Annotated in this window: 13 protein-coding genes; 5 read left to right on the top strand and 8 right to left on the bottom strand. The window is 57.2% G+C overall.

All coding sequences use genetic code 11. The features are described from left to right. Positions 1 to 81: 81 nt before the first annotated feature. A complete protein-coding gene (gene cmoA, locus ACMGF9_RS09885) occupies positions 82 to 825 on the top strand; it encodes a carboxy-S-adenosyl-L-methionine synthase CmoA (RefSeq protein WP_015378133.1) in 744 nt (247 codons plus the stop codon). After that, on the top strand, positions 822 to 1,793 hold the full coding sequence (gene cmoB, locus ACMGF9_RS09880; RefSeq protein ID WP_015378134.1) for a tRNA 5-methoxyuridine(34)/uridine 5-oxyacetic acid(34) synthase CmoB: 972 nt from the start codon (positions 822 to 824) through the stop codon (positions 1,791 to 1,793). Before cmoA ends, cmoB begins: the two co-directional genes overlap by 4 nt. Positions 1,794 to 1,829: 36 nt before the next feature. Here the strand turns inward: cmoB and ACMGF9_RS09875 are convergent, their stop codons facing one another. Then, positions 1,830 to 3,803 (bottom strand): FKBP-type peptidyl-prolyl cis-trans isomerase N-terminal domain-containing protein, encoded by a 1,974-nt coding sequence (locus ACMGF9_RS09875; RefSeq protein ID WP_226882931.1) that lies wholly within the window; start codon positions 3,801 to 3,803, stop codon positions 1,830 to 1,832. Further along, positions 3,800 to 4,204, bottom strand: coding sequence for a hypothetical protein (locus ACMGF9_RS09870; protein WP_015378136.1), 405 nt, complete (start codon positions 4,202 to 4,204; stop codon positions 3,800 to 3,802). The genes ACMGF9_RS09875 and ACMGF9_RS09870 overlap by 4 nt, the downstream gene beginning before the upstream one ends. Before the next feature lie 438 nt (positions 4,205 to 4,642). Here ACMGF9_RS09870 and ACMGF9_RS09865 point away from each other — a divergent pair, with 438 nt between their 5' ends. Beyond that, positions 4,643 to 6,463 carry a hypothetical protein gene (locus tag ACMGF9_RS09865; RefSeq protein ID WP_044031066.1) on the top strand — a complete coding sequence of 607 codons (1,821 nt, stop codon included), beginning with the start codon at positions 4,643 to 4,645 and terminating at the stop codon, positions 6,461 to 6,463. A gap of 131 nt (positions 6,464 to 6,594) precedes the next feature. Here ACMGF9_RS09865 and cutC read toward each other — a convergent pair whose 3' ends face one another. Next, positions 6,595 to 7,353, bottom strand: a complete 759-nt coding sequence (gene cutC, locus ACMGF9_RS09860) for a copper homeostasis protein CutC (RefSeq protein ID WP_015378138.1) — start codon at positions 7,351 to 7,353, stop codon at positions 6,595 to 6,597. A 101-nt stretch (positions 7,354 to 7,454) separates the two neighbouring features. On the opposite strand from cutC, the gene ACMGF9_RS09855 reads away from it, so the two are divergent. Further along, complete coding sequence (locus ACMGF9_RS09855) at positions 7,455 to 8,603, top strand: MalY/PatB family protein (RefSeq protein ID WP_118891960.1); 1,149 nt, start codon at positions 7,455 to 7,457, stop codon at positions 8,601 to 8,603. Here the strand turns inward: ACMGF9_RS09855 and ACMGF9_RS09850 are convergent. Further along, a complete protein-coding gene (locus tag ACMGF9_RS09850; RefSeq protein WP_004929646.1) occupies positions 8,600 to 9,166 on the bottom strand; it encodes a VOC family protein in 567 nt (188 codons plus the stop codon). The two genes, ACMGF9_RS09855 and ACMGF9_RS09850, sit on opposite strands and share 4 nt — an antisense overlap. Before the next feature lie 830 nt (positions 9,167 to 9,996). On the opposite strand from ACMGF9_RS09850, the gene argS reads away from it, so the two are divergent. Further along, positions 9,997 to 11,727 carry an arginine--tRNA ligase gene (argS, locus tag ACMGF9_RS09845; protein ID WP_015378141.1) on the top strand — a complete coding sequence of 577 codons (1,731 nt, stop codon included), beginning with the start codon at positions 9,997 to 9,999 and terminating at the stop codon, positions 11,725 to 11,727. 62 nt (positions 11,728 to 11,789) lie between these two features. Here the strand turns inward: argS and murJ are convergent, their stop codons facing one another. The 4 genes from murJ to rimJ all read right to left on the bottom strand — a co-directional run bounded on the left by murJ (position 11,790) and on the right by rimJ (position 15,586). Next, a complete protein-coding gene (murJ, locus tag ACMGF9_RS09840) occupies positions 11,790 to 13,325 on the bottom strand; it encodes a murein biosynthesis integral membrane protein MurJ (RefSeq protein ID WP_015378142.1) in 1,536 nt (511 codons plus the stop codon). A 106-nt stretch (positions 13,326 to 13,431) separates the two neighbouring features. Further along, positions 13,432 to 14,352 carry a Gfo/Idh/MocA family protein gene (locus ACMGF9_RS09835; RefSeq protein WP_004929639.1) on the bottom strand — a complete coding sequence of 307 codons (921 nt, stop codon included), beginning with the start codon at positions 14,350 to 14,352 and terminating at the stop codon, positions 13,432 to 13,434. Next, complete coding sequence (locus tag ACMGF9_RS09830) at positions 14,345 to 14,992, bottom strand: YceH family protein (protein WP_075684562.1); 648 nt, start codon at positions 14,990 to 14,992, stop codon at positions 14,345 to 14,347. The genes ACMGF9_RS09835 and ACMGF9_RS09830 overlap by 8 nt, the downstream gene beginning before the upstream one ends. Positions 14,993 to 15,001: 9 nt before the next feature. Further along, positions 15,002 to 15,586 carry a ribosomal protein S5-alanine N-acetyltransferase gene (gene rimJ / locus ACMGF9_RS09825; RefSeq protein WP_004929636.1) on the bottom strand — a complete coding sequence of 195 codons (585 nt, stop codon included), beginning with the start codon at positions 15,584 to 15,586 and terminating at the stop codon, positions 15,002 to 15,004. Positions 15,587 to 15,911 lie beyond the last annotated feature (325 nt).

The following is a 15,911-nucleotide window of genomic DNA, read 5'->3' as shown; positions in this document are numbered from 1 at the left end:
CCGCGCCGCCTGCTTCCGCTCCGCTTTTTTGCGCTTTTCTGTTAGACTACGCAGCTTCGAATTCTGAACTGATTTGCCGCTATGCCAAACCGCGATACTCTTTTCTCCGCCCCCATCGCCAAACTGGGCGACTGGACCTTCGACGAACGCGTCGCCGAAGTGTTCCCCGACATGATCCAACGCTCCGTTCCCGGCTATTCCAACATCATCTCGATGATCGGCATGCTGGCCGAACGTTTTGTGCAACCCGACAGCCGGGTGTATGACCTGGGCTGCTCGCTGGGCGCGGCGACGCTGTCAATGCGGCGGAATATCAAGGTGCCCGGCTGCCATATCGTCGCCGTCGACAATTCGCCGGCGATGGTGGAACGTTGCCGCCGCCATATTGACGCCTTCCGCGCCGACACGCCGGTTGAGGTTATCGAAGCCGACATTCGCGACATCGACATCGAAGACGCCTCGATGGTGGTACTGAACTTTACGCTGCAGTTCCTCGAGCCGGCCGATCGCCTGCGCCTGCTGGAGAAAATCTATCGTGGCCTGCGCCCAGGCGGCGCGCTGGTGCTGTCGGAGAAGTTCAGCTTTGAAGACGCCGAAGTCGGCGAGCTGCTGTTCAACATGCACCACGATTTCAAACGCGCCAACGGATACAGCGAGCTGGAGATCAGCCAAAAACGCAGCATGCTGGAAAACGTGATGCTGACCGATTCGGTGGAGGCGCACAAGGCGCGTCTGCAACAGGCCGGATTCGAGCATGCTGAAGTGTGGTTCCAGTGCTTCAACTTCGGTTCGCTGATCGCCCTGAAAGCGGGGGATGCGCAATGATCGAATTCGGTGATTTCTATCAGCGCATTGCCAAGAGCCCCCTCAGCCACTGGCTGGATACGCTCCCCGCGCAGCTGAGCGCCTGGCAACGCGAATCGCTGCACGGCAAATTCAAGCAGTGGTTCAACTCGGTGGAGCATTTGCCGACGCTGACCCCCACCCGTCTCGATCTGCTGCACGGCGTGCGCGCTGAGATGGAGCCTGGCCTGTCGCCGGGCCAGCGTGAAGGCGTCGAGAAAATGCTGCGCACCCTGATGCCGTGGCGTAAAGGGCCGTTCTCGCTGTATGGCATCGATATCGATACCGAATGGCATTCCGACTGGAAGTGGGATCGCGTGCTGCCGCACATCTCCCCGTTGGCCGGACGCACCATTCTCGACGTCGGCTGCGGCAGCGGTTATCACCTGTGGCGCATGATCGGCGCCGGCGCACACTTTGCCGTAGGCATCGATCCGATGCAGCTGTTCCTGTGCCAGTTTGAAGCGGTGCGCAAACTGTTGGGCGGCGATCAGCGCGCCCATCTGCTGCCGCTCGGCATCGAGCAGTTGCCGGAACTGGCGGCGTTCGACACCGTGTTCTCGATGGGCGTCCTGTATCATCGCCGCTCGCCGCTCGATCATCTGTATCAGTTGAAAAATCAGCTGGTAGCTGAAGGCGAACTGGTGCTGGAAACGCTGGTGGTGGAAGGCGATCGCCACCAGGTGCTGGTGCCGGGCGACCGTTATGCGCAGATGCGCAACGTGTATTTCATTCCTTCCGCCGAAGCGCTGAAATGCTGGCTGGAGAAATGCGGCTTCGTTGACGTGAAAATCGCCGATATGTGCGTCACCAGCCTCGAAGAACAGCGCCGTACAGACTGGATGACCAGCGAGTCGCTGGCTGAATTCCTCGACCCGAACGACCGCAGCAAAACGGTTGAAGGCTATCCTGCGCCGCTGCGCGCCGTGTTGACCGCCAAAAAGCCCTAGCGCTTGCTAATTGGGCCGGCCTGCGCCGGCCTCAACTTACCCGTTGCCGGCATCGACAATCCGCAGCTCATACACCATCGTCGCGTTCGGCGGGATCTGCGGCGCATAGCCCGTTTCACCGTACGCCAACGCCGGCGGCACCACCATCGTCAGCGAGCCGTGATTTTTCAGATGGCCGATCGCCTCGCGGAACAGCGGCGGATAGGCAGAGAGCGGCTGTGACATCACCTTTCCACTGCGATCCATATCCTGGATCACGCTGCCGTCGGTCAAGCTCTCTTTCACCACGATGTCTACCCGCGCGTTTTCCGCAATGGTTTCATCCCCCATATAATCGATGCGATACCAGAAGCCGGAAGGCGATTTCTGCGTGCCCTTCTTCTTTTTGAACTCGGCAACAAACGCTTCGCCTTTGCTGGTTTGCGCCTTCGCCGCCTGGCTTCTGGCGTCGTTCACCGCTTTTTCCGACTCCGCCAATGCGCTGGCCAGCTGCGCATCGCTCAACTGGTAATGGCCGTTGAAGGTATCAATTACACCCGCCAGCAGCACAGTTTTATCGGGTGTGATACCCCAATTTTTACGCTCCGCCAGCATCGTTTGAATGTCGCGCCCCAGGGCGACGCCGGCAGCATAGCTCTGTTGTTCCGGCTTTTTCTTCAGCGTTTTCACCTCCGGCAACCATTTGGCCCGCGATCTCAGCCCGCTCAATTCGTCTTGCAAAGCTTGCTGAGCCTGATGGGCGGCAGCCAGCTCCGCCGCCGTTTTATCCGCCCGTTGCGTCGCTTCATCCCTCTTCTGCGCTGCCTGCGCGCTTTCCGCCGTCACCGCCGCCAGACGTTGTTCCAGCGTTTTGGCCTGCACGGTTTGCGTTTTGTTTTTTTCCTGCAGTTGCGCCAACTGCCGCTGCAGTTCCTCCGTCGCTTTGGCGGCTTCTATCGCCTGCTTTGCCAGCGCCGCCTTCAGGCTGTTCTCTTGCTGCTCGGCCTGCTGGCGTTGGCCATCACGCTCTTTTTGCAGCGCTGCCAGTTGCTGCTGAAGTTCCCCCGTCGCTTTGGCGGTCTCGGTCTTTTGCTGCTCCAGCGCCATCTTCAGGTTTTTCTCCTGTTGTTCGGCCTGATGACGTTGAACACCCTGTTCTTTCTGCAGCTGTGCCAGCTGCCGCTGCAGTTCCCCCGTCAACTTGTCGGCTTCGGCCTGTTGCTGCGCCAGCGCTGTCTTCAGGCTTTTCTCTTGTTGCCCCTCCAGCTGACGTTGGACACCCTGTTCTTTCTGCAGTTGTGCCAGCTGCCGCTGCAGTTCCCCTGTCAACTTGGCGGCTTCGGCCTTCTGTCGTTCCAGCTCAGCGGCGGCCGCTTTTTTGTCCTCTTCATAACGCTGACGCGCTTTATCGTTGGCGGTTTGCGCCGCCGCCAGCTTCTCCTCCCAAACCTGCTGCCGAACGTTTTCCGCCGGTTTAGGCAAGGCCGCCAGCCGTTGTTCCAGCAAGGCAATGCGCCGATCTCGCTCCGCGGTTTGTTGCTTTTGCCGCGCTAACGCGGCTTGCGCTTCGGCGATCTGCGCCTGAGCCTTGCGCTCCTGCGGCGTCAGATTCAGCGCCTGTCGCACGCCGCTGGCGAAGTCGCTCAAGGCGCTCAGATCGGGAGCAGGTGCCGGTTTATCGGCAGCCGTCAGGGATGACGCAACGCGCAGCGCGGTCAGCTCCTGCTGCAGTGATTGAATAGCGGCTTGCTGTTGTTCCAATCGAGTCTCTTTCTCACGCAGCGCCTTTTGCAACTGCGTCAGTTGCTTTCTCTGCGCAGCCGTTTCACGAATCTGAACCGGCCGGGACGCCGGCTTTTGGGTTTCCTGAGATGGGGTAACCACGGTATCAGCCGCCGGTGCGTCCTGCCGCTGATAACGCTCGGCAAACTGCAATAACGCCGGCACATCGTCATCCGCCGCGGCCACCGCCGGCGCAAACGCCAGCGGTATCATCAGGCTCAGTAATGCCTTTCTTGCACGAGGGGTCATTGGGCGCGTTCTCCGCGCTCAGCCAGGCCGGTCATCATGGCAGAACTGATGTCTGCGCAGAGGCGGCTGGTGCGATAACGATACAGCGCGTCGACGGTTTCCTGCGTGCCCGTGTTGACCCGCTGGCGTACCCCGGCATACTGCGCGGCGCCGCTCATCAAGGTATCGAACTCGCGTTTGAATTTCTGATATTTCTCGTTATCCATGCCGCGCATGGCATCCAGTTCGCGCTGGCACTGTTGCATGCGCTCGGCCTCACGCTGCCGCTTATCTTGCTCCGCAACTTCTTCTGCACTGGGCGGCTTACTCAATGTAGAAACGGGCCGCTTGGCGGTCTGGCAGCCGGTCAGGGCCAACGTCAGTAAAAGCGCCGCGGTCCAACAGTGTGCCGTTCGGGTCATTATCATTATCTCCTTGTTAAATCCGCCGCCAACGCGCTCTGCAGTCGAGCTGACGGCTCTCCTCATTGATGCTGTGATGTTCCGGCCATCAGCCAAGCTGTGTTCGGACATGAAAATGCAGACGCAGCATTGAGAGGCATGGCGCCAATCATTTACTGCATCAATACATATCAAAAAATCATTTAATATTATGATATTTAAAGGATTTTAACTCACAAACTTATCAGCAGGACATGACGATCGCAAGAAGAGATGGGGGGTTGGTCGACCGAGATACCACGTTGAAACGGGCGAATGGTCTTTACAAAACATAAAAAAAGCCCCGGCAAAACGCCGGGGCCTGACTTTACGCTGTATCAGCGTCCTACAAACCTTATCGACTGTTTCAATCGTCCCATCTGATTGACAATCATGTTGCCAACCAACAGGAGAAATTCCATGAGCAATATGATTAGTGTAAATAATATCAGTGAATTGCGTAATCTGACGCCAGTTACAGATGACCAGATTGTCTTTTTAGTTTCTCACGCCGCCGGACGTTTCGCCGGCGGCGGAGAATTCTATTATGCGAAAACGGATACAACCAGTGCGGATAATAACGGCACCGTGGTGGTTACATCGGGAGGAGCCCGCTGGAAACGACTGGAGCAGAAACTTAGTTTCGATCACTTCGGCGCCGATCCCAGTGGTGCCTCCGCCTCGGATGCAGCAATCAGCGCGACATTAAACTATGCCGCGAGTTTAAAAAACAAAGTGGTCTATGCTTCGGAAAATGCTCAATATCTGCTGACCAGTGCTCAACCTATCAACGTCGCTAGCGGCGTCACTGTGAGAGGCTCCCGTCGCGGTATTGCTCAAGGCCCTGCAAGCCTCACAAGCAATGGCCCTAATCGGGCAGGCCTTGCGGACGACAGTGCTTTCATTATCAAAAAACCCGCGGGTACGGTTTGTTTCGCCTGCGATAAGAATGTTGTCTTTGATGGTTGGTCGTTCCTCTACCCGGATCAAAAATATACTGCCACCCAGCCGGAGACATTCGTTCAATACGGTGCCACCATTACCGCAGGTGGCGCTCTGTCAGTCGCCAACTGCCGTTATGTAGGCGCCTATGACTTTGTTGAAGCTCGAGGAGAAGCCAACAACTTTGAGAATATCTACGGTTGGGCAGTCCGCTGCGACTACAGGGTTTATGAAAGCAGGGACATCAACAGATTTACCAATGTTCACGTCAATGCCAATGTCGTGCGTCCGACAGAAAACGCGGTTACTGCCTCTATCGCCGTAGCCGGTTCTTGTGCTTTCAATTTCGATCGCCACGACAATACGTTTATGGTGAATGTATTCTCTTATGGCAAAAAGATCTTTATCAAAACCACAACACAAGGAACTTCCTATTTAGGCGGTCTCAGCCTAAGCAATTTCATGGCAGACAGAAATGGTACCGGCATCGATATCGACTCAGATTCCTCCGCCAATATTCAAATCGCCAACGGTTCCTACATCAATGATTATGGTGATGCCGTTGGGGGATTCCTGGTATTAAGAAAATCCACCAGCCAATCTAATATCACCCCAGTTCAAATCAGTAATGTTAACTTCGCTACCGCCAATGGGCCCAAGGGCACACTGTCGCCCCAGGCTATTCGCTTCGAAGCTAACGCTGGGTATCAACTCTCATTCAGCAACACCGTTATGCCAATGTGGACAAACGGCAGTCTGAACAATGAAGCTGGTTACAACATTCTCAGAGGCACACTGGGCATTGCACAGCGCAGTTATCAGCTGCATGAGGCCCCGCTAAATTATTTGACGAACAGCAATCTGATCGCCATCGGTGCTGACAATCAGCCTACAGGCTGGTTTATCGACGGGAAACTGACGGTAGACAGCAATCTTCTGACAGCCACTGGCGACAACCCGGCCTACAAAGGTTTGGGTCAACGTATTCATCGGAGCATGGGACCGAGGACATTCTGGGCCATCGCATCCTCTATCGGCGATCAATCTACCGCGCAAGCTTCGACTGGCATTTGGGCCCGCTCGTTCAACGATAACTATACCGACACTGTCGAGAGCAATCAGGCTATTCCCTGGATACGCATCGGCAACCTTTACTACGCGCGTTTTGTCATGAACAACAATCGCACTATCCACGATATCTTGGTCAATCCCGGCAGTGGCAATAATACGGTGCGCATTTTAGCCTGCGGCATTAGCCCGGGTGAAATCTTCGACTTCTCGCCTGACACGTTGCAATAGTCTCTCGCGGCATAAAAAAAGCCCCGGCAAAACGCCGGGGCCTGGTACTTGCGTGATCGCCGAGGGCTCAGTGACACGCAAAGGGGTCTTACGGCCCGGAAACCGGTTGTCAAACGCGGCTAACTGCGTGCTTATGCGCTTTGCGCCAGAGGATCAACCAAGGCCAGCGCGTTTTTCATCGCCTCCACCATTTCGCCATCTACGCAATAATGGCTAAATTCGTCAAACTCGTTATCGGAGCACATGGTGACGCCCGCCTTGCGATAACGCATAGTCGACGGCACCAGATGGCCGGAAGAGCTGTGCAGTTCATGCAGGCCGATATCGACAAACTTGTGCAGATTGCTGAGGCGCACGCCGGCACCCGCCATGATCACCGGACCCTGGCTGGCCTGGCGCAAATCGCGCAGCAACGGCAGGCCAAGTTCGGCGCTCTGCTGCTGGCCGGAGGTCAGAATGCGCGCCACACCCAGTTCGGTCAGTTGCTCCAGCGCCACCATCGGGTTCTGGCACATGTCGAACGCGCGATGGAAGGTCACCGCCATGCCCTCGCACAGCCTCATCACTTCGCGCATGCGCGGCAGATCGATGTGCCCTTCGTCGTCCAGCATGCCAACCACCACGCCGGGGAACCCCATCTCGCGAATTTGGCGGATATCTTGTTTGATCACTTCGAAATCCACCGCGCCGTAGCAGAAATCGCCACCGCGCGGGCGAACGATCGGATGCACCGGGATCGCAACCCGCTCACGCGCCAGACGCAGCGTGCCATAGCTCGGCGTCAATCCCCCTTCGCTCTGGCTGGCGCACAACTCGATGCGATCGGCGCCCGCCCGTTCGGCCGTCAGCGCACAGTCGACGCTAAAGCAACAAACTTCCAGTTTTATCATTGTCACCCCCAGATAACGGCCAACATACGGCGGCAATTGTTCATTTCTTCATTTCTCACGTAGGCTCATGCATAGGCATAAACCGGCTCAGGGTTATCACTATGGCATTCAATTTTGATCAATGGGTAGACCGCAGTCACAGTGACAGCGTTAAGTGGGATAAATATCGCGGCAGCGACATCATCCCGCTTTGGGTCGCCGACAGCGATTTCACCTCACCGCCGGCGGTGATCGAAGCCTTGCAGCGCCGCGTAGCACACGGCGTATTCGGCTACACCCACCCATCCCCTGATCTTATTGAGGTTTTTACCCGCCGCATGGTAGAGCGCTATGATTGGCACATCAAGCCTGAATGGATCATTTTCCTGCCTGGCCTGGTGTGTGGCCTGAACCTGTGCGTGCGGGCCTGCACCGAACAACATCAGAGCACGCTGGCCCCCTCGCTCATTTATCCGCCGTTTCGCAAAGCTGCCAAATTCGCCGGGCGTAAACACCTTCCGGTATCGCTAACAGCGGTCAACCAGCGTTGGGGACTGGATTTTTCCTCGATGCATGATCAGCTCAACGGCAACGAAAAACTCCTGTTGCTGTGCAACCCGCAGAACCCCGGTGGCACCGTGTATCGCCGAGAGGAGTTGTTGCAGCACCATCAGTTCGCTCGCGAACACGATTTAATCGTCTGTTCGGATGAAATCCACTGCGAACTGCTGCTTGAGCCCGGCGCGCGGCATATCCCCTTCGCCACCCTGAATGAAGACGCGGCCCAACGCAGCGTGACGCTGATGTCACCGTCAAAGACGTATAATCTCGCCGGGCTCGGCGCCTCACTGGCGATCGTTCCCAACGAAGCATTGCGACAAAAGCTGAAACGCGCGCGCAGCGGCATCGTGCCGGAGGTCAATCTGTTGGCGCTGGTGGCGGCGCAGGCGGCTTATCAATACGGACAACCCTGGCTGGATGAGCAGTTGATTTATCTGCGCGCCAATCGCGATCGGCTGACAAAACGTATCAACGCCATGCCGGGATTGACGTTGCTGCCCGTCGAGGCCACCTACCTGGCCTGGATAGACTGCAGCGCACTGCCGGTAGATAACCCGCATCAGTTCTTCGAACGTGCGGGCGTTGGGTTAAGCGCCGGCCTGGACTTCGGCGATCGGCGCTTTGTACGGCTTAACTTTGGTTGCCGATGGGCTCTGCTCGATGAAGCGCTCGATCGCATGGCGCGCGCCTGTGCGGCGCTGCCTGGCTAACCTTGTTCGCTGGCGACGATGTCTCGAATGGAATACGGATGAAACTTGATCGTAACCGTTCCGTCGGTGATGGCCAGCGTCGGGTTCGGTAGCCGCTCGCCCTCGCCTTTTGGCGAGCTTTGCTTCAGCTTGATCCCCGGCGCCAACAATGCCTCATCGGCAAGGTGGCTCAACGCCCGAGCGTACAGCGTCTGAGGATCGCCACTGAGCACTAATTCGACGTGTTCCCAGCCTTCGTGCGGATAGCGTTTCTCCCCAGGATACGGCAGCTCGATGCAGTCTATCCGCCACGGCCCTACGGCCAGCGGCTGAGACAAATCGAACAGACAGATAGGCCGCCCGTTGATCATCGATTCGGATAGCAGTGTCCCGCACTGCATCAGCCCCTGGCGCCAACGTTCGGCGGTGGCATTCTGGTGACAGCGCAAAGAGATGTGATCGGCGGTGAACGCGGCCAGATCAAGCCGCAATTTGGCGGCAAATTGATGCAGCGCCTGCTCGAAACGCGGCAAATCGAGCTTCAGATCGTCAAGCTCGGCAATGGCCTGCAAGGGAGTGGTCATAGAAACCTCAAAACAACGGAGCGCAAAGTTAAACGCGGTAATTTACACGGTGGCGGCAGTGCTCGCCACCGTTACGACGTTTTTCGGCGTCAGTTCAGAATGATTTTTGGTTGCGGACGGGTAGAATGAAAAAACCAGTCCCTTATTAAGATGACTGCTTATTAAAACAACAGAAAAATAAAAAATAAGATTTTTCGCAAGCCATTATACCTTTTCTTCATGACGCTATGATTTAAGTTATTTTGCACAAAACTCTCTGCAGCCCATTGGTCAACTCGATTGAATAGTCTGGTTTAATCAAACCTGATCCACTTATCGAAACCACATAAAACCATAAGCATAACCTATTGTAAAAGAAGGCAATAAACCCCATTAATTGATGGGAAGCTAAGGATTATCTTAATTTTTCCCCGGGCAATTGATTCACCAAGACAACTCAGCTACTTTGGAGGAAATTTAAATTCGAGATGATCATTATGTTATTGCTGACGATATCCTTGGTGTTGATAATTATCGCCGTATACGCCATCTACCGTCATTTCAAATCACGCAGCGCCAACACGCTGGATGCCGGTCGCCGCAATAAAAAGCGCTAGCTTCGCAACTCTCCCCTTCGTACATTCTGTTCAGATCATTCTGCTTTCACCTTCCGGCAATCAACGCGCCGCCCTCGACAACTGTTTCATCGCAGCGGCCGCGCCAACTGCTGACGGGCTCCGTCAGATCGGTTACAATTACAGGCTGTTTTGTGGCGGTCGCCCATCGCGCCCGCCACCGTTGAATCCCGCAGGGGCTGGCTTCAGCCCCTCGTTCGTCATTAAGGTAACCCGGTGAATATTCAGGTTCTTCTTTCAGATAAAGTCAGCCAGGCGCTGATCGCCGCTGGCGCGCCAGCCGATTGCGAAGCGCAGGTCCGCCCTTCCGCCAAGGCGCAGTTTGGTGATTACCAGGCCAACGGCGTGATGTCAGTCGCCAAAAAGCTGGGCATGCCGCCCCGTCAGCTGGCGGAAAAAGTGGTGCAACTGCTGGATCTCGGCGACGTCGCCGGTAAAGTGGAAATCGCCGGTCCCGGCTTTATCAACATTTTCCTGAACAGCGATTGGGTCGCCCGCCAGGCCGATCAGGTGCTGAACGCACCGAAGCTGGGCATTGCGCCGGTTGAGCCCCAAACCATCGTTATCGACTACTCCGCACCGAACGTGGCGAAAGAGATGCACGTCGGCCACCTGCGCTCCACCATCATCGGCGACGCCGCGGCGCGTACCCAGGAATTTTTGGGCCATAAAGTGATTCGCGCCAACCATGTCGGTGACTGGGGCACTCAGTTCGGCATGTTGATTGCCTACCTGGAAAAAATGCAGAACGAAAACGCCAGCGACATGGGCCTGTCCGATTTGGAACAGTTCTATCGCGAAGCCAAGAAACACTACGACGAAGACGCCGAGTTCGCCGAGCGCGCGCGCGCTTACGTCGTGAAGCTGCAGGGCGGCGATCAGTACTGCCTGAAAATGTGGCGCAAGCTGGTCGACATCACCATGGCGCAAAACCAGCTGACCTATAACCGCCTCAACGTCACGCTGACCGAAGACGACGTGATGGGTGAAAGCCTGTATAACGCGATGCTGCCGGGCATCGTCGCCGATCTGAAAGCCAAAGGGCTGGCGGTGGAAAGCGAAGGCGCCACCGTGGTGTTCCTCGACGAATACCAGAACAAGGACGGCGACCCGATGGGCGTCATCATCCAGAAAAAGGATGGCGGCTACCTCTACACCACCACCGATATCGCCTGCGCCAAGTATCGCTACGAAACTCTGGGCGCCAACCGCGTTCTGTATTACATCGACTCCCGTCAGCATCAGCACCTGATGCAGGCCTGGACCATCGTGCGCAAAGCCGGTTACGTGCCGGAGTCCGTCTCGCTGGAACACCACATGTTCGGCATGATGCTGGGCAAAGACGGCAAGCCGTTCAAAACCCGCTCGGGCGGCACGGTGAAGCTCTCCGATCTGCTGGATGAAGCCATCGAACGCGCCGAACAGCTGATCGCCGGCAAAAACCCGGATATGCCGCAAGACGAAATGAAGACCGTGGCCCGCGTGGTCGGCATCGGCGCGGTGAAATACGCCGATCTGTCGAAAAGCCGCACCACCGACTATGTCTTCGACTGGGACAACATGCTGGCCTTCGAGGGCAATACCGCGCCTTATATGCAATACGCCTATACCCGTGTGGCATCGGTATTCAAGCGCGCCGGGATCGACGAAAGCAGCCTGACACTGCCGCTGACGCTGACCGAAGAGCGTGAGATTGCGCTGGCTACCCGCCTGCTGCAGTTCGAAGAGGTGCTCACCACCGTCGCACGTGAAGGCACGCCTCACGTCATGTGCAGCTACCTGTATGATCTGGCCGGCTTGTTCTCCGGCTTCTACGAGCACTGCCAGATCCTGAACGCCGACAGCGAAGAAACCCGTCAGAGCCGCCTGAAGCTGGCGCTGCTGACCGCTAAAACGCTGAAAACCGGCCTGGATACGCTGGGCATCGAAACCGTCGAACGTATGTAAACCGCACCGCGCGGAAAGTAAAAAGGTCGCCAAGGCGACCTTTTTTTGTTCTTGCATTCGGCTCAGGCGACGCGGCGCGCAAAATCACGCGGGCGGAAGCCCAACCCGGCCAGCACGCCAAAGTAGGCCACCACACCGGCCACCACCACCGCCGCCAAACGCAGCAAACGTTCCAGCATATTGCCCTGATCCCAGGCCGGCATCAGCCACATCACGCCAATCAGCACCGCCGACATCGCCAGCACGGCGATCACCAGCTTAGTGAGGAACAGCGCCCAACCCGGCTGTGGCTGGAAGATCTTCTGCTTGCGCAGCTGCCAATACAGCAGCGAGGCGTTCAGGCAAGCCGCCAAGCCGATCGACAGCGCCAGGCCGGCATGCTTCAGCGGACCAATAAACGCCAGGTTCATCACCTGCGTCATGATCAGCGTGATGATAGCGATCTTGACCGGCGTTTTGATGTCCTGCCGCGAATAGAAGCCCGGCGCCAGCACTTTAACCACGATCAGCCCCATCAGCCCTACCGAGTAAGCCACCAGCGCGCGTTGCGTCATCGCCGCGTCAAAGGCGCTGAACTTGCCGTACTGGAACAGCGAGACGGTCAACGGTTTGGCCAAAATGCCCAGCGCGATGGCGCTCGGCAGCGCCAGCAGGAAACACAGGCGCAGCCCCCAATCCATCAGGCGCGAATACTCATCGTGGTTGCCGCTCGAGAAGCTTTTGGCCAGCGACGGCAGCAGGATGGTACCCAATGCCACGCCCAACACGCCGGAAGGAAATTCCATCAGGCGGTCGGCGTAGTACATCCAGGACACCGAGCCGGATACCAGGAACGATGCGAAGATAGTATTGATGATCAGCGAGATTTGGCTGACCGACACCCCAAGGATCGCCGGCCCCATCTGACGCATTACCCGCCAGACTCCGGCATCGCCCAATTTGATGCGCGGCAGCACCAGCATGCCGATCTTGCGCAGGTGCGGCAGCTGGTAGCCCAATTGCAGTACGCCGCCCACTACCACCGCCCACGCCAGCGCCAGCACCGGCGGGTGGAAATACGGCGCGGCGAACAGCGCGAAGCCAATCATGCTGACGTTAAGCAGCGTTGGCGCAAAGGCCGGGATCGAGAAGCGGTTCCAGGTATTGAGGATCGCCCCCACCAGCGACGCCAGCGAGATCAACAGAATATAGGGGAATGTGATGCGCAGCAGCGCCGACGTCAGGGCAAACTTGTCGGGCGTATCGGTAAAGCCCGGCGCGGTGAGATAGATAACCCAGGGCGCGGCCAACATCCCCAGTACCGTCACCACCGCCAGCACCAGCGTCAGCAGCCCGGAGACATAGGCGATAAAAGTGCGTGTCGCCTCGTCGCCCTGCTGGCTTTTGTATTCGGCCAGGATCGGCACGAAGGCCTGCGAAAATGCCCCTTCGGCAAAGATACGGCGTAACAGATTCGGGAGTTTGAACGCCACGAAGAAGGCGTCCGTTGCCATGCCGGCCCCGAACACCCGCGCGACGATCGCATCGCGGGCAAAGCCCAACACCCGCGAAAACATCGTCATCGAGCTGACGGCAGCCAAGGATTTGAGTAGGTTCATGTGGTTGTCTGATAGGTACCGTAAATATCAACGCCTGCAACAGCAGGCGTCAGTGAAACAATCGGCTCAGTTTACGCATCCGGAAAAGAATAGCTACCGCCAGATGTTACATAGAGTTATCCCGCAGCAAACGCTCGACCACCCGCTGGGCAAGCAGCGCCTGTTCGCCGCCGGTTTCCGGCGCGCTCTGATTGGCGACGGCATCAAGGAAATGCCGCACCGCACCGTCGAAGCCGCGTTGCACCAGCGTGCTTTGCCAGCCCGGCACCGGTTGTTCCAACTCGCCCTGCGCATCTTCACGCAGCCAGTGGCGCATATCGGTCAACTGATACAGCGCGCCGTCTGTCACCGCCTGCACGCTTTCGCGCTGGCTGCCGCCGCGGCGATGCATGCTGGTCGTCACCTGCGTATCGCCGCAGGCGAAGTGATGCTCGGCGTACAGCATTTCGCCTGCGGCGTTGGTGCGCACGCTGCCGCTCAGCAGTTGCTCGCCGCCGCCCGCCAGCCACAGCGCCGTGTCCACCACGTGCAGGTAATCATCCAACAGGGTAAAACGCAGATCGTGCGGGCCGACGCTGTCCGCCCGATGTTTATCCATGCGAATGGAGGCCGGCTGGTTCATTTGCTGCTTGAGCTGCCGGTAAAGCGGCGCGAAACGCCGGTTGAACCCCACCATCAACGTTTTGCCTCGCCGCTCGGCCAGCTCAAGCAACTGCTCGCCCTGCTCCAGCGTCTCCGCCAGCGGTTTATCGACGTAAACGTGCACGCCGCGGTTCAGCAGCTCGCCTATTACTGAAAAATGGCTGGCGGTGCTGCTGTGAACAAAGACCGCGTCGCACTGTTCGGCCAGGCTGTCCAGCCGGGAGAAACAGGCCATGCGGTAGCTGTCGCACAGCGGCTGCGCTTTTTGCTGATTGGGCGAAAAACCGCCCACCAGCGTCCAATCCGCCGCCTGGCCGAGGATTGGCAGATAAGCCTTCTGCGCGATACTGCCCAATCCCACCACGCCTACACGCAATTTAGTCATTCGCATCCCTCACCAACAGATGTTGCAACTGCCGTTTCAGTTCCGCCACTTCGCTTTCCAATGCGCTAACCCTGGCGCTCAGTTCGCCGTCGAACTCGGATTCGAACGCCGCCGCCGGCGCTTCATCAATCTGGCCGCTGAACAGATGCATGAATCGGCTTTCGCGCTTGCCCGGCTCACGCGCCAGGCGCACCACGAACGGGCCATCTTCTCGCGTGGCCAACTGTTGCAACACCTGTTCGACCTCGTTGACATCACTGAACTCGTGCATCCGATTGGTACGGGTGCGCAGCTCGCCGGGCGTTTGCGCGCCGCGCAGCAGTAAGGTGGCGATCACCGCCAGTTCGGCGGGCGTAAGTTTCAGTTGGCCGAACTCGGAGTTGCAAAACCGCTGTTCGTACTTCACTACCCGGTTGCCGAATCCGCTGAGGGTGCGCAGGAAATGTTTGCGCAGCAACAGATCGAGCAGCTGCTGCACTTCGCTTTCGCTCAGATCCATCACCGGTTCACGGTTGGTTTTTTGGTTACATGCCAGCGTAATAGCATTCAGCGAAAGCGGGTATTGATCCGGGGTCGTGACCTGTTTTTCCAACAGGCAGCCGATAACCCGAGCCTCTTTGGCGTTCAATTCATATTTCATCGTTTGGCCTCAACGTGGGGGTAGCCACTCTTTATTGGTGTATGCCGTCAAAACGTGGTCTTGCCACTGGCCGTCGATCAGCAGGTAATCCTTGGCGTAACCTTCGCGTTCGAATCCCAGACGCGTCAGCAATGCGCCACTGCGCTGGTTGTGCGGCATATAGTTGGCCATGATGCGGTGCATGCGCTGTTGGCGCAGCATATAGCGGATGGCGGACTGCAAGGCTTCGAACATCAGCCCCTGTCCCTGCCATTTCTCCCCCAGCGAATAACCGAGGAAACAGGCGTGAAACGAACCGCGCAGCACGTTGCTGAAGTTCGCCACGCCGCGCACTTCCTGCTCTTCTGGATCGAGCAGGATAAAATAGTAGGCGCTGCCCTGCTTTTGCATTTCAGCGATCATCCCCAGACGCGCCTGCCAGCCGGAAGGATAACAATGGCTTTCGTCGCGCACCGGCTCCCAGGGTTTGAGAAAGGCTCGGTTCTCGGCATAATAATCCGCCAGACGATAGGCATCCCGTTCATGCACTAAACGGACCACCATCCGGTCGGTAGTAAGACGTACTTTTGGCGATGCAGAGCGGTAGCCGAACATCATTTCCCCCGCAGTCAAAACGGTTCGATAAGAAGTATTTATTGGGAAGCCGCGTGGATAATCATCCGATGCCGATCTGATGGCATGATTTTATTTTGCCAATAGCGCTTCAGAACCGCACTTCCCTGCATTCAATATAACCGTAGCCCGCCCCCGAGGTAAAACCTCGGTCGCTCAGTAAATCGCCGAATACGCGTTTTACGGCATTTTTCCGCCCATTTTGCAGTACAGATAACACCTTGACGATAAAAAAATATTATCTACACGCCCCCTGTCGCCGTCCGGCAATTGGGTAGAGAATGGAAGCGTTGTTCTCCCCTCTGTC

Source organism: Serratia sp. BNK-23, assembly GCF_047456145.1.
GTDB classification, from domain to species: Bacteria; Pseudomonadota; Gammaproteobacteria; order Enterobacterales; family Enterobacteriaceae; genus Serratia; species Serratia nematodiphila.
The sequence above is the reverse complement of the archived record's forward strand: the minus strand, read 5'-3'. Positions and strand labels throughout refer to the sequence as shown.